The organism is Paraburkholderia sp. JPY419 (assembly GCF_050435705.1).
Lineage (GTDB): Bacteria > Pseudomonadota > Gammaproteobacteria > Burkholderiales > Burkholderiaceae > Paraburkholderia > Paraburkholderia youngii.
The window spans coordinates 723,682-741,243 of record NZ_JBNDKV010000002.1; the positions used below are offsets into that span (position 1 = coordinate 723,682).

General features: G+C 64.7%; 15 protein-coding genes and 2 pseudogenes. 10 read left to right on the forward strand and 7 right to left on the reverse strand.

Translation table 11 applies throughout. From position 1 onward, the window contains the following. Positions 1 to 59 precede the first annotated feature (59 nt). Positions 60 to 983: a LysR substrate-binding domain-containing protein gene (locus QFZ91_RS09505; protein ID WP_429567084.1), complete on the reverse strand. Its 924-nt coding sequence runs from the start codon at positions 981 to 983 to the stop codon at positions 60 to 62. Positions 984 to 1,087: 104 nt separating this feature from the next. Here QFZ91_RS09505 and QFZ91_RS09510 point away from each other — a divergent pair, with 104 nt between their 5' ends. Together QFZ91_RS09510 and QFZ91_RS09515 are read left to right on the forward strand one after the other, a co-directional pair. Further along, positions 1,088 to 1,999 carry an NAD-dependent epimerase/dehydratase family protein gene (locus QFZ91_RS09510; RefSeq protein WP_429567085.1) on the forward strand — a complete coding sequence of 304 codons (912 nt, stop codon included), beginning with the start codon at positions 1,088 to 1,090 and terminating at the stop codon, positions 1,997 to 1,999. Positions 2,000 to 2,094: 95 nt separating this feature from the next. Further along, positions 2,095 to 2,277: a hypothetical protein gene (locus tag QFZ91_RS09515; RefSeq protein WP_129956541.1), complete on the forward strand. Its 183-nt coding sequence runs from the start codon at positions 2,095 to 2,097 to the stop codon at positions 2,275 to 2,277. Between the two features lie 38 nt (positions 2,278 to 2,315). On the opposite strand, the gene QFZ91_RS09520 is transcribed toward QFZ91_RS09515, so the two are convergent. Continuing rightward, the gene (locus tag QFZ91_RS09520) at positions 2,316 to 3,062 is read right to left on the reverse strand and encodes a DUF899 domain-containing protein (protein ID WP_368716661.1); all 747 of its coding nucleotides are present in this window, start codon (positions 3,060 to 3,062) and stop codon (positions 2,316 to 2,318) included. An 83-nt stretch (positions 3,063 to 3,145) separates the two neighbouring features. Then, positions 3,146 to 4,540, reverse strand: coding sequence for an NCS2 family permease (locus QFZ91_RS09525; protein WP_429568615.1), 1,395 nt, complete (start codon positions 4,538 to 4,540; stop codon positions 3,146 to 3,148). A gap of 543 nt (positions 4,541 to 5,083) precedes the next feature. On the opposite strand from QFZ91_RS09525, the pseudogene QFZ91_RS09530 reads away from it, so the two are divergent. Both QFZ91_RS09530 and QFZ91_RS09535 read left to right on the forward strand, forming a co-directional pair. Next, a pseudogene (locus tag QFZ91_RS09530) lies at positions 5,084 to 6,065 on the forward strand (PRC-barrel domain containing protein). Next, entirely contained in the window at positions 6,062 to 7,327 is a 1,266-nt protein-coding gene (locus QFZ91_RS09535) for an MFS transporter (protein WP_176378061.1), read from the forward strand. The pseudogene QFZ91_RS09530 and the gene QFZ91_RS09535 overlap by 4 nt, the downstream one beginning before the upstream one ends. Before the next feature lie 204 nt (positions 7,328 to 7,531). Here the strand turns inward: QFZ91_RS09535 and QFZ91_RS09540 are convergent, their stop codons facing one another. Next, positions 7,532 to 7,981: a DUF1269 domain-containing protein gene (locus QFZ91_RS09540; protein WP_429567086.1), complete on the reverse strand. Its 450-nt coding sequence runs from the start codon at positions 7,979 to 7,981 to the stop codon at positions 7,532 to 7,534. Positions 7,982 to 8,371: 390 nt separating this feature from the next. Between QFZ91_RS09540 and QFZ91_RS09545 the strand changes: the two genes are divergently transcribed. The 5 genes and pseudogenes from QFZ91_RS09545 to QFZ91_RS09565 all read left to right on the forward strand — a co-directional run bounded on the left by QFZ91_RS09545 (position 8,372) and on the right by QFZ91_RS09565 (position 12,954). After that, positions 8,372 to 9,517 (forward strand): c-type cytochrome, encoded by a 1,146-nt coding sequence (locus QFZ91_RS09545; protein WP_429567087.1) that lies wholly within the window; start codon positions 8,372 to 8,374, stop codon positions 9,515 to 9,517. A gap of 13 nt (positions 9,518 to 9,530) precedes the next feature. After that, positions 9,531 to 11,291: a cytochrome c oxidase subunit I gene (gene ctaD / locus QFZ91_RS09550; RefSeq protein ID WP_429567088.1), complete on the forward strand. Its 1,761-nt coding sequence runs from the start codon at positions 9,531 to 9,533 to the stop codon at positions 11,289 to 11,291. Next, positions 11,288 to 11,900 (forward strand): annotated as a pseudogene (locus tag QFZ91_RS09555) (cytochrome c oxidase subunit 3). The gene ctaD and the pseudogene QFZ91_RS09555 overlap by 4 nt, the downstream one beginning before the upstream one ends. Next, positions 11,897 to 12,604, forward strand: coding sequence for a heme-copper oxidase subunit III family protein (locus tag QFZ91_RS09560; protein WP_176378066.1), 708 nt, complete (start codon positions 11,897 to 11,899; stop codon positions 12,602 to 12,604). The pseudogene QFZ91_RS09555 and the gene QFZ91_RS09560 overlap by 4 nt, the downstream one beginning before the upstream one ends. An 8-nt stretch (positions 12,605 to 12,612) precedes the next feature. After that, positions 12,613 to 12,954, forward strand: coding sequence for a cytochrome C oxidase subunit IV family protein (locus tag QFZ91_RS09565; RefSeq protein ID WP_013089047.1), 342 nt, complete (start codon positions 12,613 to 12,615; stop codon positions 12,952 to 12,954). A gap of 257 nt (positions 12,955 to 13,211) precedes the next feature. Here the strand turns inward: QFZ91_RS09565 and QFZ91_RS09570 are convergent, their stop codons facing one another. Then, positions 13,212 to 13,769 carry a glycine zipper domain-containing protein gene (locus QFZ91_RS09570; RefSeq protein ID WP_429567089.1) on the reverse strand — a complete coding sequence of 186 codons (558 nt, stop codon included), beginning with the start codon at positions 13,767 to 13,769 and terminating at the stop codon, positions 13,212 to 13,214. 431 nt (positions 13,770 to 14,200) lie between these two features. Between QFZ91_RS09570 and QFZ91_RS09575 the strand changes: the two genes are divergently transcribed. After that, positions 14,201 to 14,713 carry a hypothetical protein gene (locus QFZ91_RS09575; RefSeq protein WP_429568616.1) on the forward strand — a complete coding sequence of 171 codons (513 nt, stop codon included), beginning with the start codon at positions 14,201 to 14,203 and terminating at the stop codon, positions 14,711 to 14,713. Positions 14,714 to 14,854: 141 nt separating this feature from the next. Here the strand turns inward: QFZ91_RS09575 and QFZ91_RS09580 are convergent, their stop codons facing one another. Beyond that, positions 14,855 to 16,237: an MFS transporter gene (locus QFZ91_RS09580; protein WP_429567090.1), complete on the reverse strand. Its 1,383-nt coding sequence runs from the start codon at positions 16,235 to 16,237 to the stop codon at positions 14,855 to 14,857. A gap of 57 nt (positions 16,238 to 16,294) precedes the next feature. Continuing rightward, positions 16,295 to 17,467: a M20 aminoacylase family protein gene (locus tag QFZ91_RS09585; RefSeq protein ID WP_429567091.1), complete on the reverse strand. Its 1,173-nt coding sequence runs from the start codon at positions 17,465 to 17,467 to the stop codon at positions 16,295 to 16,297. Between the last annotated feature and the right edge of the window lie 95 nt (positions 17,468 to 17,562).

Here is a 17,562-nt window from a genome sequence, read left to right on the forward strand (position 1 = left end):
CTTTGCGGCGCGACTCGGCCGATCTCTGAGTTATAGGAGAGAAGGCGCCGCGACGCGGATCAGAGCTTGACCCGCGCCGCGATGAAATCGAGGAAGCACTGCACGCGCCCCGCGAGCGATGCGCTCTGGTAGTACACCGCATGCACGGGTTGCCGTTCGTCGACGAGCAGGTTGCCGAGAATCGGCACGAGGCGGTTGTCACGCACGTCGGCGGCGGTCATGAAGTCGGCCAGACAGGCGATGCCCCAGCCGGACAGCGCCAGTTGCCGCAAGGTTTCGCCGCTCGATGCGGTGATCGACGGTTCGATCTTTAGCAGCGCGGCTTCGTCCCGTTGCCCGTTGACGCGCTTCGTTCCCCGGCCTCTTTCCCTCAACGGCCAGCGATTCAGATGCTCGGGCGCCGTAAAGCCGATCAGCCGATGCGTGCGCAACGCATCGAGCGTGCTCGGCTCGCCGTGCTCGGCCAGATACGCGGGGCTCGCAAGCACGCGCAGCCTGCTCTCGCCGAGCGCGCGCGCATGCAGCGTCGAATCCTGCAGCGCGCCGATCCGAATCGCGATGTCGACCTTCTGTTCGAGCAGATCGACGATCCGCTCGTTGCTGGTCAGTTCGAGCCGGATCTCCGGATACAGCGCCGAAAACGCGGTCATATGCGGCGCCACGCAATGCAGCATGAACGGCGACGCCGCATCGACGCGCAAGCGCCCCGACGGCCGTTGGCGGCCGCGCGCGACCGACTCCTCGGCCTCTTCGAGCGCGTCGAGAATCGCGCGGGCGCGCCGCAGGAACGCGTCGCCCTCCTCGGTCAGATGCAGACGCCGCGTCGTACGCCGCACCAGCGCGGTGTCGAGCTTCTGTTCGAGGCGCGTGAGCGCGCGGCTCACGGCGGAGACGGTCTGCCCCAGCTTCTCGGCCGCCGCCGTGATCGAACCGCTGTCGATCACGGTGACGAACACCAGCAATTCGTCGGTGGAGGTTTTCATTGTTGATTTCGAATCAAGATTGATTTGAGACTAACACGCTTTTTGCGAGAATCCGCGCGAGCGATACTGCGTGCCTGTACCAGCAATTCCCTCAGGAGAACGTCTTGAAGATTTTCGTTACTGGCGCGAGCGGTTTCATCGGCGGCTCGATCGCGGCGCATCTGGCGCGCGCCGGTCATCAGGTGCGCGGGCTGATCCGCAAGCCCGAACACAGCGCCGAGCTGCAACGGCTCGGGATCGAGCCGGTCATCGGCACGCTCGACGACCGCGCGTTGCTGATCGCCGAAGCGCAAGCGGCCGACGCGGTGATCAACGCCGCGAGCAGCGATCACGAAGGCGCGGTGCGCGCGCTGATCGACGGACTCGCGGGTTCGGGCAAGGTGTTCCTGCACACGAGCGGGTCGAGCATCGTCGGCGATGCGTCGGGCGGCGAAGCCGGTGAAGCACGCATCTATCACGAAGACGCGCTGCCCACCCCGAGCGCCGACAAGGCCGCGCGCGTCGCGATCGATCAGCTGGTACTCGACGCCGCGCAACGCAACGTGCGCTCGGCCGTGCTGTGCAACACGCTGATCTACGGTCACGGCGCGGTGGCCGGCAGCGCGAGCGTGCAGTTGCCGCGGCTCGTGCGCCAGGCGCAAAAGAGCGGCGTCGTGCGTCATGTGGGCAGCGGCGGCAACATCTGGTCGAACGTGCATATCGACGACGTCGCCGAGCTGTATCGTCTCGCGCTCGATAAAACCCCTGCCGGCACGTTCTATTTCGTCGAAAGCGGCGAAGTGTCGTTTCGCGACATGAGCACCGCGATCGCGCGCGCGATGAAGCTCGGCGCGCCGCAAAACTGGCCGCTCGAAGACGCGAAACAGGAATGGGGCTACGAAATGGCCTCGTACGGTCTCGGCTCGAATAGCCGCGTGCGCGGCGAGCGCGCGCGCAGGCTGCTTGGCTGGCAGCCGCGGCGCACGTCGGTGATCGAATGGATCGAACGCGACATGATGGTGCCGCAAGCTGTGTAAGCGCGGCCGTTGCGAATCCGTAAGCTAGTTTCGATAGAATCGCGTCGACCCGACGGCGCGATTCGTACCGTCGCCCATGAGCCTGGATTCGACCGATGACGCTCGCGCTGAACTTCTACTGGCTGACGAACTTCCTGGCGATTCTGTTCGTCGTCGCGTGCCTGTACGACACGCGCTACGACGAATACGGCGTATTGACGCTCTCCGCCGCGGCGATGAGTCTCATCGTGATGGCGATCGAGGTGTTTCTCAAACCCGCCTTCGAGATGGCGCTGTAGCGCGCCCCCGCCGTTCTCTCTGCGTCACCTTCACCACTTCACACCGTAAACGAGCCGGACTCCGCGCAGCCGCCGTGCGCCTCGTCGCCATAGCGGTCGTGAAGCCTGACCCAGTCGGTCAGATTGCTCTTCTCGTTGCGGCCTTTCGGCGTGATGTCCAAGAGCGCGTAGGTGTTCACGAAGCGCTCGTCGCCGCGCGCGTAGCATGAGTACGTGTGGTACACGTCGCCGTTTTCGTCCTTGTAGAACACGCTGTGGCCGTGCTGTTCGTCGATGCCGACGTCCTGTTCGGTGAAGTTGTAGAACGCCTTTTTGCTCGCCAGCTGCTCGGGCGTGAACGACACGTGGTAGTCGAAATTGAAATCGCTGCCGCTCGACGACACCCACGGAAAGGTCCATCCCATGCGCCGCTTGAACGCGTCGATTTTCTCGAGCGGCGCGTGCGATACGGTCACATAGCTGACGTCGTGATGGACGAGATGCGTGAGAATCCCGCTCATATGGTCCGACAGGAACGAGCAGCCGACGCAGCCCTCCTGCCAGTCCGGCCCCAGCATGAAGTGATAAACGATCAGCTGGCTGCGGCCGTCGAACAGCTCCGCGAGCGTTTTGCGGCCGTCCGGCGTGTCGAACGTATAAAGCTTCTCGACCTTGACCCACGGCAATTCGCGACGCCTGCGCGCGAGTTCGTCGCCAGCGCGCATATGCGCTTTTTCGTCGGCGAGCAGCGCGCGGCTCGCCGCGAGCCACTCCTGCTCGCTGGCGATACGATGTTGCGGTTCCATCTGCGTCTCCTTTCCTGCGGATGCAGGGCTTGACCATACAGCTACGGTTTAGAAACGCGGTGGCGAAAGTCAAGGACAAACGCTCAGATCGCCCAGCCGCCGAGATAAAACCCGACCAGCACCACCGCGATCGCCACGGTGCCGACGTTGAGCTTGCGATACTCGCCGCTGACCACGCGTCCGATCACGAGCGTCGCGAAGCCGAGCATGATGCCGGTCACGATGTTCGCGGTCAGCACGATGAACACCGCGCACAGGAGCCCCGCCATCGCATCGACCATGTCGTCCATATGCAGCTTGCCGACGTTCGACAGCATCAGCAGCCCCACGTACATCAGCGCGGGTGCGGTCGCGTACGAAGGCACCAGCGCGGCGAGCGGCGAGAAGAACATCACGACCAGAAACAGCAGACCGACGACCGCCGCCGCCATCCCGGTCTTCGCGCCCGCCGCGACCCCGACCGTCGATTCGATATACGCGGCCGCCGGCGCGCCGCCGAGCAGGCCCGAGAAGATCGAACTCAGCGAATCGGCGGTCAGCGCGCGGCCGCCGTTGATGATGCGGCCGTTCTCGTCGAGTTGCCCCGCCTGGCCGGCGACCGCGCGGATCGTGCCGGTCGCGTCGAACACGGCGGTCATCACGAGCGCGAGCACGCTCGGCAGCACCGCCATCGACAGCGCGCCCTTCACGTCCATCGCGCCGATCAGCGACGCATGCCCCGGCGCGCTCAACGACGGCACCGCGAACACGCCGTGAAACGCCACGGCCGGATCGATCGCGAGCCCGATCGCCGAGATCGCGACGATCACGATCAGGATCGAGCCCGGCACGCGCCGCCGCACCAGCCCGAAGATCGCGGCGAGTCCGGCCACCGACATCAGCGCCGGCAACGCCGTGATATTGCCGAGCGACACCGGCAGCCCCGCGCCCGGATTCTTGACGACGAGGCCGACGTCGTTCGCGGCGATCAGCAGCAGGAACAGGCCGATGCCGATGCCGGTGCCGTGTGCGATGCCGGTCGGCAGATTGCGCAGGATCCACGAGCGTACGCCGGTCACCGAAATCGTCGTGAACACGACGCCCATCAGGAACACCGCGCCGAGCGCGACGTTCGGATGCAGGCCCTTGCCGAGCACGAGGCCGAACGCGGTGAACGCGGTCAGCGAGATCGCGCAGCCGATCGCGATCGGCAGACGCGCCCACACGCCCATCAGCAGCGAGCCGAACGCCGTGGTCAGACACACGGCGACGAACACCGCGCTGGTATCGAAGCCCGCCTTGCCGAACATGCCCGGCACGACGAATACCGAATAAACCATCGCGAGGAAGGTCGTGATGCCCGCGACGATCTCCTGGCGCTGCGTGCTGCCGCGCGTGGAAATGTCGAAGTAGCGGTCGATAAAGCCCTTACCGCGGAATGATTCGGTTTCGAAGGATTCGCTCGCGACGTCGGAATTCGCGAGGGCCTGGGGTTCCATCATGATGAGTGCCTCCTTTATCAGCGCGCTGAAACGGCCGCCAGCGCGGCCGTCATCAGGTTCGTCTCGTGGATTTGTTGGTGTGGGTAACGCTTTTCTGAGTCGAAATGTAGGTGAAGAGAACTATGCGTCCAATCGCATGTATGGCATGCCGGACATGTCGCGCGACTTATAACTTTTGCGCGACGGTCGCTCGCGCCAGCACTGCGCGCGTTTACACCTAGGGCATTCGAGCGGCCGCGAAACGCGCCGAACCCACTTCGGCGATCGCGTTGCAGGCACGCGGCGTGCAGCGCAATATCGCCGGAGCATCGGCGAAACGCCTGCAAGCCAGTCCGTGAAAGCCTGCCCGCGCGGCAGCGCAGGTTAAACTCTGGGCCGTACCCCATTCCAACCGCGGCGGCTCATCGCGCCCGTCCGCACCTGCCCGTGGAGTTTTTCCTGATGACTGGCGGTTTTCCGCGCCCCGCCGGGCGCCTGCCGATTGTCCCGTTTGGACCGCTTGGATCGCTTCGCTCGCTCGATTCGCCTGATTCGCTGGAGATGCTTCGACTGTTTCGCTGGCTATGCACCGTGGCCGCGCTGTTTGCGCTCGCCGCGCTGTCCGGTTGCAGCAGCCTGCTGTGGGGTACGCAGCAGGCGCCGATCGTCGACGCGCGGGTGATGCCGGTCGAGCCGGCGAGCCCGCCGGTCGCCGCGTCCGCGCCCGAGCCGGTCGAGACCGAGGCGAACGAGGGGCCCGAGGAGCCGAAGAAGCCGAAGAAGCCGGTCGTCAAGCCGCACAAGGTCGAAACCGCCGCCGCCCGTCGTCGTGCCGGCTCCGCCGCCGCCGCCCCCGCCACCGCCACCGCTGATCGTGCTGCGCACGATCGAGCGCAGCGACGCGCGCGCGCTGCTCGACAGCCCGGTGCAGAAGCCCGACGGCAAGGTGGTCGGCCGCGCGATCGACATGACCACCGACGCGGCCGGCAAGCCGCGCGAGATGGTCGTCAATCTGCAGGGCTTCCTCGGCGTCGGAGATCGCAAGGTGAACTTTCCGTGGGGCACGTTCCACTTCACCCCGACCGCGAAGGGCGCGCCTATCACACTCACCGCGACGGCAGTGCCGGCCGCCGCGAACAAAACGAACGCGCTGGAGCTGGCGCTGCTCGATGCGACCGTCGAGCGCGCGAACGGCGCCAAGGTGGGCCGCGTGGTCGACGTGCTGATCGACGGCAATGCGCAGCCGCAGGCGGTCGTGCTCGACGTCAGCGGCATCGTCAGCACCGACCGGCGCACGATCGCCGCGAACTGGTCGGCGCTGCGCTTCGTCACGCGCGACAAGGAGCTGCATCCGCAGCTCGAGCTGAGCGATGCGCAGATCAACGCGACGCCGCCCTATGTGGCCGACAAGCCGATCCGCGCGGTGTCGCCCGCGCCGCCACCCGCCCCGCCTGCGCAGCCTGCCGCGAGCGCAGCGCCGGCGGCCTCGCCGCCGCCGGCCGCTTCGGCCGTCGCGGTTTCCAACGCACGGGCGGTCCGATGACGGTCCGCACTCAGGTCACGGCGCGAAGTCTGCGCGCGCTCGATTGGCTCAACTTCTTCGTCGCCAACGTGCAGACGGGCTTCGGGCCGTTCATCGCGTCGTACCTCGCGTCGCACAAATGGACCCAGGGCGAGATCGGCATGGTGCTGTCGGTCGGCACGATCAGCGCGATGGTCAGCCAGGTGCCCGGCGGCGCCGCGGTCGACGCGCTGCGCAACAAGAAAGCGGCGGCCGCATGGGCGATCACCGCGATCATCCTGAGCGCGATGCTGCTCGCGATGAGCCCGACCCTGCTGCCGGTGATCGCCGCCGAGGTGTTCCACGGCTTCGCGAGCTGCATGCTGACGCCGGCGCTCGCGGCGATCTCGTTCGCGCTGGTGGGTCGCGCGAATCTCGGCGACCGGCTCGGCCGCAATGCGCGCTGGGCGTCGATCGGCAGCGCGGTCGCGGCCGGTCTGATGGGTCTGTTCGGCGAGTACTACTCGCCGCGCGCGGTGTTCTTTCTGACCGCCGGTCTCGCCGTTCCCGCGCTGATCGCGCTCTCTATGATCCAGCGCACCGACACCATCGAGCTGCCGCAAACGCTGCCCACCCCTGAGCAGCTCGAGCGGCGCGAAAGCCTACGCGAGCTGCTGCGCGACCGGCGCATGCTGCTGTTCGCCGCGTGCATCGTGCTGTTCCATCTGTCGAACGCGGCGATGCTGAACCTCGCAGCCGGCGAAGTGACGGCCGGCATGGGCGACAACGTGCAGCTCGTGATCGCGGCGTGCATCATCGTGCCGCAGGCGATCGTCGCGATTTTGTCGCCGTGGGTCGGACGCTCGGCCGAACGCTGGGGCCGCCGGCCGATCCTGCTGCTCGGCTTCTCCGCACTGCCGATCCGCGCGCTGCTGTTCGCGGGCATCAGCAGCCCTTATCTGCTGGTACCGGTGCAAATGCTCGACGGCTTGAGCGCCGCGGTATTCGGCGTGATGCTGCCGCTGATCGCCGCCGACGTCGCCGGCGACAAGGGCCGCTACAACCTGTGTATCGGCCTGTTCGGACTCGCGGCCGGCATCGGCGCCACGCTGAGCACGACGGCGGCGGGCTTCGTCGCCGATCGTTTCGGCAACATGGTGAGCTTCTTCTGCCTCGCGGCGGCCGGTGCCCTCGCGGTGCTGCTGGTGTGGGCGGCGATGCCCGAGACGCGCGTGGCGGCGGCTAGCAACGGCGATGGCAATGGCGCGGCGGTGCCGGGGCGTGGGAAGTCGGCGGCGCGGTGAGGCGCGTCAGGTGTATCAGTCGGGGCGTGAGCTGACTGTCACAGTCAGTTCGCGCCGCAAACGGCTGAACGATTCCGAAGGCGTCGTGCCGTCACACTGGGGGTCAGCGTCGCCGTGTTCGTGAGCTGGACCGATTCGGTCTGCGGTTTGTAGATTTTTTGTGTTGGCTGCAAAGGGCACCGATGGCCTCGTCTCGACTGCTTCTCAGGGGAAGATCGGGGTCGTCGGCTCCGCACCTTCGAGATCGGCCTTCGGAAAATGATGCGCGACCATCTGCTCGATCTCCTGTTCGCGCGATCCAGGCACGTCGGCCATGATCAGGATCTGGCCGTCACGTATGGCGCCACGAAAGCGCTCGAGTCGTGCGTTCGGTTCGTCGACGCCGATCATCGTGGCCGTCCAGGCCCCGAAGCCGGCACCTGTCAACGTCAATGCGACGACGGCTCCGCCCGCAATCGTGAGCCCCGCGGGAGGAAACACCAGTGCCACGAGGCCGAGAAGCGCGCCGGTCGCACCGCCGAGCGCCACGCCGCGTTCGAGCGAGTGGACGACGTCGCTGCTTTGCAGTAAGGATGCCTCGGGTAACTGTTCGAGTGCGACACTGTGATTCGCGAGGACATGGATATGTCGCCATGTGATCCGCGCCCGCAGCAAGTCGTCTACGATCGCCTTCGCCGTCGTCGAGTCAGGTACGAGGAAATAAAGACGTCTCCTGTCGGCTCTCCATCAATCAAGGAGTCCCCCAACGGGTCGATGCTGTTTATCGTACCCCTGCCGCGTGCCATCAGGAGGCGTAGGTGGCCTGGGAAATCGATGCAGGAGGCGGCCGTTTTGCATTGCATCGCAGCAAGCGACTCCTCCATTCATCCGCCTATACATGGGGCGCACTTCCCCCTTGCGCAGCCTTGCACGATGCAGAGGAGAGGACTACCTTTGGTCTAAAGACGTGCCGGCGCGGACAGTACCGAAGTACGGCAAGGCGGCGCCGACGCCTGGAGCCTTTTGTTAGCGGCTGCCAGCGAGTGACGCGCAGCGAGGTGACCTATGTCGCTTGCGATTGCCCTGTTCCTGATCATCGTATTGGCGGTGGGGTTTCACTTTGCCAGCCCGTGGTGGACCACACCGATCGCCTCGAACTGGGTGCGCATGGACGACATGCTGACGATCACGCTCGTCATTACCGGCGTGTTCTTCATCGCGATCAACCTGTTCATCGTGATCGCATTGCTGCGCTACCGCCACCGCAGGGGTCATCGCGCTGTTTACGAGCCGCACAACAGGCGCCTGGAATGGTGGCTGATCGGCCTGACCTCGGTAGGCGTGGCAGCGTTGCTGGCACCGGGACTCTTCGTCTACGCGGACTACATACGGCCGCCGTCCAACGTGCTGCAGATGGAAGTGTTCGCCCAGCAATGGCAATGGCGCTTCCGCTTTGCCGGCCCCGGTGGCAAGCTGGGCACGACGGACGTGCGCTACATCAGCAACGACAACCCCTTCGGCATGAACCCCGGCGACCCCAACGGCCGTGACAACTACCTGATCGAGACACCCGAGGTGCACCTGCCGTTGAACCGGCCGATCCAGGTCCTGACACGGTCGCGCGATGTGCTGCATGACTTCTACGTACCGCCGTTCCGCGCGCGCATGAACATAGTGCCCGGCATGGTGACCACCTTCTGGTTCACGCCGACCAAGGCCGGGCGTTACGACATTCTGTGCGCGCAGCTTTGCGGTCTCGGGCACGCCAACATGCGCGGCGTGGTGGTGGTAGAAGACGAAGCATCGTTCTCACGCTGGCTGGCGCAGCAGAGCACGTTCGCGCAGCAGCAGGCCAAGGTGCAGGCCGCCGCCGCCGCTGCAGGCGGCGGCGCCCAGGCGCTCGCTAACCAGGGCAAGACGCTCGCAGAGGCCAAGGGCTGCTTCGCCTGCCATACCGTGGACGGCAGTCCGCGCGTGGGCCCCACCTGGAAGGGCCTGTACGGCAAGACCGAAACGATGGCCGACGGCAGCACGGCGAAGGTGGACGAAGCCTATCTGCGCGCCTTCATCCGCAACCCGACGGCCCGCGTCGTGAAGGGCTTCGCACCCATCATGCCGAAGTTCGACCTGAGCGAGCAGGAGCTGACCACGCTGGTGACCTACATCCAATCGCTAGGCGGCTCGGCCGCCACCAGCGCAGCCCAACCCTAGCGGAGCAGACGCAATGACCTACGCGCACCCCGAACACGGCCCGCAAAGCTTGTGGACCCGCTATGTCTGGAGCCAGGACCACAAGGTCATCGCCGTGCAGTACTCGCTGACGGCCATCGCCATCGGCCTGGTCGGCCTTGTCCTGTCCAACTTGATGCGCTTGCAGCTCGGCTTTCCGGGCAAGTTCAGCTTCATCGACGCCAACCACTACTATCAGTTCGTCACCATGCACGGGATGATCATGGTGATCTACCTGCTGACGGCGCTGTTTCTGGGCGGCTTCGGCAACTACCTGATCCCGCTGATGCTGGGCGCGCGCGACATGGTGTTCCCGTTTCTCAACATGCTGAGCTACTGGGTCTACCTGCTGGCCGTGCTGGTGCTGGTGTCGAGCTTCTTCGTGCCAGGCGGGCCGACCGGCGCGGGCTGGACGCTGTATCCACCCCAGGCGATCCTGCCGGGCACGCCGGGCGTGGAGTGGGGCATCGTGTTGATGCTGGTGTCGCTGGCGATCTTCATCGTCGCGGCAACGATGGGCGGCTTGAATTACGTCACCACCACGCTGCAGGCGCGCACGCGTGGCATGACGCTCATGCGCATGCCGCTCACGGTGTGGGGCATCTTCACCGCGACCATCCTGGCGCTGCTGGCGTTTCCGGCGCTGTTCGTGTCGGCGGTGATGATGCTGCTCGACAGGACACTCGGCACCAGCTTCTTTGTGCCGGCCGTGGTATCGATGGGGCAGACGCTCAAGCATGCCGGCGGCAGCCCGCTGCTGTTCCAGCACCTGTTCTGGTTCTTCGGGCATCCGGAGGTCTACATCGTCGCGCTGCCAGCCTTTGGCATCGCATCGGACCTGATCAGCACGCACGCGCGCAAGAGCATCTTCGGCTACAAGATGATGGTGTGGGCGATCGTCGCCATCGGTGCGCTGAGCTTCGTGGTCTGGGCGCACCACATGTTCATCGCCGGCATGAATCCGTACTTCGGCTTCTTCTTTGCCACGACCACGCTCATCATCGCCGTTCCGACCGCTCTCAAAGTCTACAACTGGGTGCTGACGCTGTGGCGCGGCGATATCCACCTGACTGTGCCGATGCTGTTTGCCATCGGCTTCATCAGCACCTTCGTCCTGGGTGGGTTGACCGGGCTCTATCTCGGCAACGTGAGCGTGGACATTCCGCTGTCGAACACGTACTTCGTGGTGGCGCACTTCCATATGGTGATGGCCGTGTCGCCGATCCTGGTGGTGTTTGGCGGCATCTACCATTGGTATCCGAAGGTGACGGGCCGCATGCTCAACGACACGATCGGGCGCGTGCACTTCTGGGTTACCTTCGTCGGCACCTATGCGATCTACTTCCCGATGCACTATCTCGGCATCCTCGGCATGCCGCGGCGGTATTACCAGTATGAGGGCTACAGCTTCATTCCACATTCGGCGCAGACGCTCAACACGTTCATCACCGTCGTTGCGCTGATCGTTGCGGCGGCGCAGTTGCTGTTCCTGTACAACCTGGCGTGGAGCCTCGCGCGCGGCAAGCGTGCCGACGGCAACCCGTGGCGGGCCACCACGCTGGAATGGCAGACGCCGCAAACGCCACCCGTGCACGGCAACTGGGGCCCCGCGCTGCCCGTCGTCTACCGCTGGGCGTACGAATACAGCCCGGCGGGGCACGAGGAAGACTTCGTCCCGCAAAACCAGCCGCCTGAGACGGCGCCTGAACCGGCACCGGCCCACCCGACGCTGCAACCCGGCGAGGCAAGCGAATGACTACACTGCGCCGCTCCTTCGTTCCTGACGCGCCGCCTGTCTTGCCGAATGCGAGCCGCATCGGCCTGATCATCTTCATGGCGGTGGCAACGACATTGTTTTCACTGCTCCTGCTCGCCTATGCGATGCGCATGCGCGAGCCCGACTGGCAGCCGATCCCGCATCCGGCTCTGCTGTGGTGGAACACCGGCGCGCTGGTGCTGGCAAGCATCGCCATGCAGCGCGCCCGGCGAATTACCATGCACCGCGCGGCGTGGCTGCTGTCCGGCGGTGTGCTCGCGGCCGTGTTCGTGATCGGACAACTGAGCGCGTGGCGCATGCTGTCGGCGGCGGGGCAGACTGTCACCGTCAATCCTTCCAATAGCTTCCTCTACCTGCTCACCGGCCTGCACGGGTTGCATGTGCTGGGCGGGCTGGTGGCCTGGGCCGTGACGATCGCGCGTCTCCAGCGTGGGAACCCGTTCCGGACCCAGCGTGCCATCGCGCTGTGCGCCATCTACTGGCATTTCCTGCTGGCTGTCTGGCTCGTGCTGCTGGCGCGCGATGTGGTGGATCACCCCTGGGTTCGTCGCCACCATCTGCGGGCCGCTGTATGGAGCTGCGCCATGACCACGCCCACGCTCCCGACCGAATCCGCTGTCACCCCGCCCACCGACGCCGGGCCTGACGGCTGGCGCGGCATCGTCACCGACTGGTCGGCCGACCGCCAGGCCTTCAAGGTGCCGTGGGGCAAGGCGATGATGTGGATCTTCCTGCTGTCGGACACCTTCATCTTCAGCAGTTTCCTGATCGGCTACATGACGGTGCGCATGTCGACCACCGTGCCGTGGCCCGACCCTTCCAAAGTGTTCGGGCTCACTGTCTTCGGCGTGGATGTGCCCTTGCTGCTGATCGCCATCATGACGTTCGTCCTGATCAGCAGCAGCGGCACCATGGCGATGGCTGTCAACTTTGGCTACCGGCGCAACGCCAGGCGCGCCGCCCAACTGTTGCTGGCGACCGCGCTGCTGGGCGCGACCTTCGTGTCGATGCAGGCCTTCGAATGGACCAAGCTGATCGTCCATGAAGGTATCCGCCCCTGGGGTAACCCGCTGGGCGCGGCGCAGTTTGGCGCGTGCTTTTTCATGATCACCGGGTTCCACGGCTTTCACGTCAGTTGCGGTGTGATCTACCTGCTGCTGATAAGACGCAAGATCCTGCAGCCGGGGTTCACCGAGCACGGCAACTTCCAGATCGTGGAAATTGCCGGCTTGTACTGGCACTTCGTCGACCTGGTGTGGGTGTTCATCTTTGCGCTGTTCTATTTGTGGTGAGGCAGACCATGGACCACACCGATCTCGCCCATCGACCCGACGCCGCGCACGGCCAGCAGCATCCGATCGGCATTTACCTGAAGATCTGGGGCCTGCTGTTCGTACTGAGCACGTTGTCGTACATGGTGGATTACTTCCACGTGCAGGGCCTGCTGCGCTGGACGCTGATCATCGTGCTGATGATCGCCAAGGCCGGGCTGATCGTGTCGATTTTCATGCACATGATGTGGGAACGGCTGGCGCTGGTGTACGCGATCCTGATACCGCCCCTGTGCCTGCTGGTGCTGCTGGTGCTGATGGCTGCCGAAGCGCATCACACCTTCGGCATGCGCGAACTCTTCTTCCATTGATCTCTGCTGAGTCAGTCCGACATTAGATGTTTCGATCAAGTCGTTCACCACGGAAACAATGTTCGAAACCATTCAATACTTCCATCGGTTTCGTCAAGCATGGAATCCGCCGCCGGATACTTGCACGCATCAGCAGGGTTCATTCAGCACGGGGGCGTGCCTGGAACGCACCGCTCCAAATACAAAACGGCCCGACAAATGCCGGGCCGTTCATGTTTCCTCGCTCGCTGAAAATTTCGGCGAAAAACACCTTCGAATCAGGCGTGCTTCTCACTGAATTCGCTGAGCGGCACAGGCTGCTTGAGCGGATCGAAGTCGGCCCACCGCCCTTGTTGCCAGTTGCCGGTCGCGCGTTCGACCGCCGCGCCTCCCGCATCGCGCAGCACCCGTGCGGCGTCCAACTGGTTGTCCGGCGACACGTGTACGGCCACCAGCACGCCGGAACCACGGATTTCTTCGTCGCTGGCTTCCTGCGTGCGCATCATCGCGCCGACCAATGCACCGACATACGCACTCACCCCGGCTGCGATCAGCGACACGATGAGCGGCGCCGAAAACACCGCAAAGATCCCGACGCCGAGCACGGCGCCAACCGCTGCGCCAATCGTGACGCCTATCTCGGCACCCTTCGGCGCCTCTCTCGCGTTTGCGTCGGTGCTGGTACCACCGCCGGGCTGAAAACGTGCGTGCTGGCCGGGCGGATTGACGAAAAACAGGGTGACGTCCTCCTCGACGAAACCGGCATTGAAGAGCCGTTGCACCGCGTCTTCAGCGGCGGGGAATGTCGTAAAGCGTGCTGCGACGATGAGTGACATGTGGCCTCCTTCCATCATTGACTAGCGGTAGCAGACTATGCCGCCCCACCTCGCCCGTGCCGAGGCAAAGGTGCACGCGGTGGCACGCACCGGGACTACGCCATGGTGCCGCGATCGGGTTCCATTCCGTCCACTCTGAACAGTCCGCTATGTAACATTACGCCTTTGCCGCCGTTGTGGTTGATCACTTTCGCGCACACCGAACGGATACGCTTGCGGCCGTTGCCGAAAGCAGACATCAAGGCATTTGATCCTCGACTGCGAGTTAAAAGATTAATTATCGATCCGCTGACACGCTGCACGCCACGTCGTCGCCAGAACGAAGATCATTCCTCGGGCTGACGATAGTCACGCGGCGCTATCAATCTCGCGACACAGAGAACTAGAATGAATTATCCGAATCAATCGGGAGAAAAATCGTGCAACTTCACATGGGTTCCCATCAATTCACACACGGCCAGCCCGACTGGCGGGCAGCCGTGCTGGCAGGCGTCATCGCGGGGGCTGTGTTCCTGGCGTTAGGAGTCGTCCTGATGGCAGTGATGACGGGCGGCAGTCTGCTGGAGCCCCCACGCATGGTCGCCGCGATCATGCTGGGACGAGGCGCATTGCAATCGCCGCAATCATTCTCGATTGGCATCGTGCTCGCGGCCTTTGTGGTGCATTTTGGCCTTGCCATCGTATTGGCGCTTATCCTCGGTTTCATCATGACGTCATTCAAGCTTGACTCGAGCATGGGAATGGCTTCACTGGCGGGTGGCGCTTTCGCTGCAGTCGTTTACCTGATCAATTTCTACGGCATGACACAGTTTTTTCCGTGGTTTGCAGAAGCGCGCAACGGCGCCAGCCTGTTCGTTCACATCGTCTTCGGTATCTGCGTCGCGAACCTGTACATGAGACTGGAGCGCAACAGGGTCCGGGCGGACGCGGCCGGCCCGTCGTAGTCCGGTCGTCATCAAACGGGCAGGTCACAAATTCACCGGTGATGCGCGGTGTTCGTATTGACACCGCGGTGCAAATGACAAAAGAGGCGCGATCGAAATAATCACGCCTCTCTTTTACAGCCGACCGCAGTCCCCGTCACGTCAATCGATCGCCCTGCCCGCGGTCTCGCGCATGAACGGCAGCGGCAGCAACGACACGACGCCGCAGCCGATCAGGTACCACGCCGGCGCGAGATTGCTGCCCGAAATCTGGATCAGCCAGGTCGCGAAGAACTGCGCGAAGCCGCCGAAAATCGACACGCCGAGGCAGTACACGATCGACATGCCGGTCGCGCGAATCGCGCGCGGAAACAGCTCGGGCAGCATCACGATGTTCGGCACCGCGGTGAACGTGACGAGCAGCGCAAGGCCCGCGACCACCGCGAGCAGCACCGGCACCGTCGGCGAAGCATTGATCGTCATGAACGCCGGATAGACGGCGAAAATCAGCAACACACGCGATACCCACAGCACGCGCTTGCGGCCGACCCGATCGGACAGCGCGCCCGCGAACGGCGAGCAGATCACCGTGACCACCGCGCCGGTCCATGCGGCCCATAGCGCGGTCGCCATCGGCAGATGCAGGATGCGGATCGCGTAGGTCGACAGATAGAACAGCACGATGTAGTTCGCCGCGGTGCCGCCGATCGTCGTCAGCACGCCGGTCGTGATCGAGCGTGCGTGGTCGCGGAACAGCTCGCGGACCGGCAGCGACGGAGTTTGCGCCACGGGCTGCGCACCCATTTCACCAGCCGCTGCCGCGCCATCTTCGACACCCGGCAGCGTCTCGTCGAGATGCCGCCGGATGTAGATGCCGATCGGCCCCATCGCCATGCCGATCACGAACGGCACGCGCCAGCCCCAGCTTTCGAGCGCGGCCGGCGACAGCGTCGCGGCCAGCGCGACGCCGAGCAGCGACCCCACCACCGTGTTCATCCCCTGGCTCACGAACTGCCAGCTGCCGTAAAAACCGCGCGTGCGATCGCTGCCGTATTCGAGCAGCAGCGCCGTCGATGCGCCCACCTCGCCGCCCAGCGCAAAGCCCTGAATCAGCCGCGCGAGAATCACGAGCAGCGGCGCCGCGACGCCGATCGCCGCATAGGTCGGCGCGAACGCGATGAGCGCCGAACCGAGCGTCATCAGCCACAGCGTCAGGCTCATTGCGGCCTTGCGTCCGGCGCGGTCCGCGTAGCCGCCCAGCACGATGCCGCCCACCGGCCGCATGATGAAGCCGACGCCGAACGTGCCGACCGCGAGCATCAGTTGCACGAGTTGTCCCTCGACCGGGAAATACAGCTCGCCGATGACCGTCGCGAAGAAGCTGTAGATCGTGAAATCGTAAAACTCGAGGCCGTTGCCGAGCGTGATCGCGGCGATCGCCTTTGCGTGGCCGACGCGCTTTTGAGGTTGATCGGCGAGGCGCGACGCATCGAGCGCATTGAGTCCGTTGGCGCTCGCGGGCCGCGGTGTGGCGGAATAGTCCATTTGTGTCTCCATCGTTATCCTTGTGCTGCCAGGGCAACGCGCTCGCGCGCCGCCGCGTCAAACGAGGAACGTCTGCGCGAGCTTGACCCAGTAGGCCGCGCCGGTCGCGAGGCATGCGTCGTTGAAGTCGTAGCCGGGGTTGTGGACCATGCAGCCGCCCTCGCCGTCACCGTTGCCGATGATCAGATAGCTGCCCGCGCATCGTTCGAGCAGGAACGCGAAGTCCTCGCTGCCGGTCAGCGGCTGCATGTCGCGAATCAGCCCGTCTTCGCCGAGCCAATCGAGCGCAACCTGGCGCGCGAGCGCGGTCATGGCCGCATCGTTGACGAGCACCGGGTAGCGGCGCTGATAGTCGACCTCGGCGCGCGCGCCGAATACGGCCGCCTGGCCGGTCGCGACCTCGGTGATGCGCTGTTGCAGATGGTCGCGGACCTCGGGCCGCAGCGCGCGCACCGACAGGCGCATCTCGGCGGTTTCGGGAATCACGTTCGGCGCTTCGCCGGCGTGAATCGCGCCGACCGTGATGATCGACATATCGAGCGGCGCGATGTTGCGCGACACGATGGACTGCAGCGCAAGCACGATCTGCGCGCACACGACGACCGGATCGACCGCCTTGTGCGGCACCGCGCCATGACCGCCGCGGCCGATCACCTTGATGATCACCGTATCCGACGACGCCATGAACGACCCCGGCATGAAGCCCAGCTTGGCCGTAGGAAAGCCCGGCATGTTGTGCATCGCGAACACGGCGTCGCAGGGGAACTGCTCGAACAGGCCGTCGTCGAGCATTTTCTTCGCGCCGGCGAGCCCTTCCTCGGCCGGCTGGAAGATCAGATTCAGCGTGCCGTCGAAACTCTTTTCATGCGCCAGATACCTGGCGGCGGCGAGCAGCATCGCCGTGTGGCCGTCGTGACCGCATGCGTGCATCTTGCCGGGCCGCTTGCTCGCGTATGGCAGGCCGGTGGTTTCGTGGATTGGCAGCGCGTCCATGTCGGCGCGCAGGCCGAGCCGGCGCGTGCCGTTGCCGAGCTTCAGTTGACCGACCACGCCCGTTTGCCCCAAGCCGCGATGCACGGTATAGCCCCACTCCCGCAGGCGTTCGGCGACCAGATCACCGGTCGCGAACTCCTCGTAGGCGAGCTCCGGATGCGCGTGGATGCTGTGTCGCAGCGCGACCATTTCCTGTTCGATTTGGGCGATGCCCGCCGGAATGACCATCGTGTTCATGCCGTCTGTCTCCATGTCAGCGTGAACCGAGCATAGCCGCGCCGAATTTCGAGAGGCAGGCGTAGAATCGTTGCGGGTGCCAACCACTGGTTGCC

Coding starts and splice junctions, on each gene's coding strand:
- QFZ91_RS09505 (WP_429567084.1), bottom strand. CDS start 983: ATGAAAACCTCCACCGACGAATTGCTGGTGTTCGTCACCGTGATCGAC.
- QFZ91_RS09515 (WP_129956541.1), top strand. CDS start 2,095: ATGACGCTCGCGCTGAACTTCTACTGGCTGACGAACTTCCTGGCGATT.
- QFZ91_RS09520 (WP_368716661.1), bottom strand. CDS start 3,062: ATGGAACCGCAACATCGTATCGCCAGCGAGCAGGAGTGGCTCGCGGCG.
- QFZ91_RS09525 (WP_429568615.1), bottom strand. CDS start 4,540: ATGGAACCCCAGGCCCTCGCGAATTCCGACGTCGCGAGCGAATCCTTC.
- QFZ91_RS09535 (WP_176378061.1), top strand. CDS start 6,062: ATGACGGTCCGCACTCAGGTCACGGCGCGAAGTCTGCGCGCGCTCGAT.
- QFZ91_RS09545 (WP_429567087.1), top strand. CDS start 8,372: ATGTCGCTTGCGATTGCCCTGTTCCTGATCATCGTATTGGCGGTGGGG.
- ctaD (WP_429567088.1), top strand. CDS start 9,531: ATGACCTACGCGCACCCCGAACACGGCCCGCAAAGCTTGTGGACCCGC.
- QFZ91_RS09560 (WP_176378066.1), top strand. CDS start 11,897: ATGACCACGCCCACGCTCCCGACCGAATCCGCTGTCACCCCGCCCACC.
- QFZ91_RS09565 (WP_013089047.1), top strand. CDS start 12,613: ATGGACCACACCGATCTCGCCCATCGACCCGACGCCGCGCACGGCCAG.
- QFZ91_RS09570 (WP_429567089.1), bottom strand. CDS start 13,769: ATGTCACTCATCGTCGCAGCACGCTTTACGACATTCCCCGCCGCTGAA.
- QFZ91_RS09575 (WP_429568616.1), top strand. CDS start 14,201: ATGGGTTCCCATCAATTCACACACGGCCAGCCCGACTGGCGGGCAGCC.
- QFZ91_RS09580 (WP_429567090.1), bottom strand. CDS start 16,237: ATGGACTATTCCGCCACACCGCGGCCCGCGAGCGCCAACGGACTCAAT.
- QFZ91_RS09585 (WP_429567091.1), bottom strand. CDS start 17,467: ATGAACACGATGGTCATTCCGGCGGGCATCGCCCAAATCGAACAGGAA.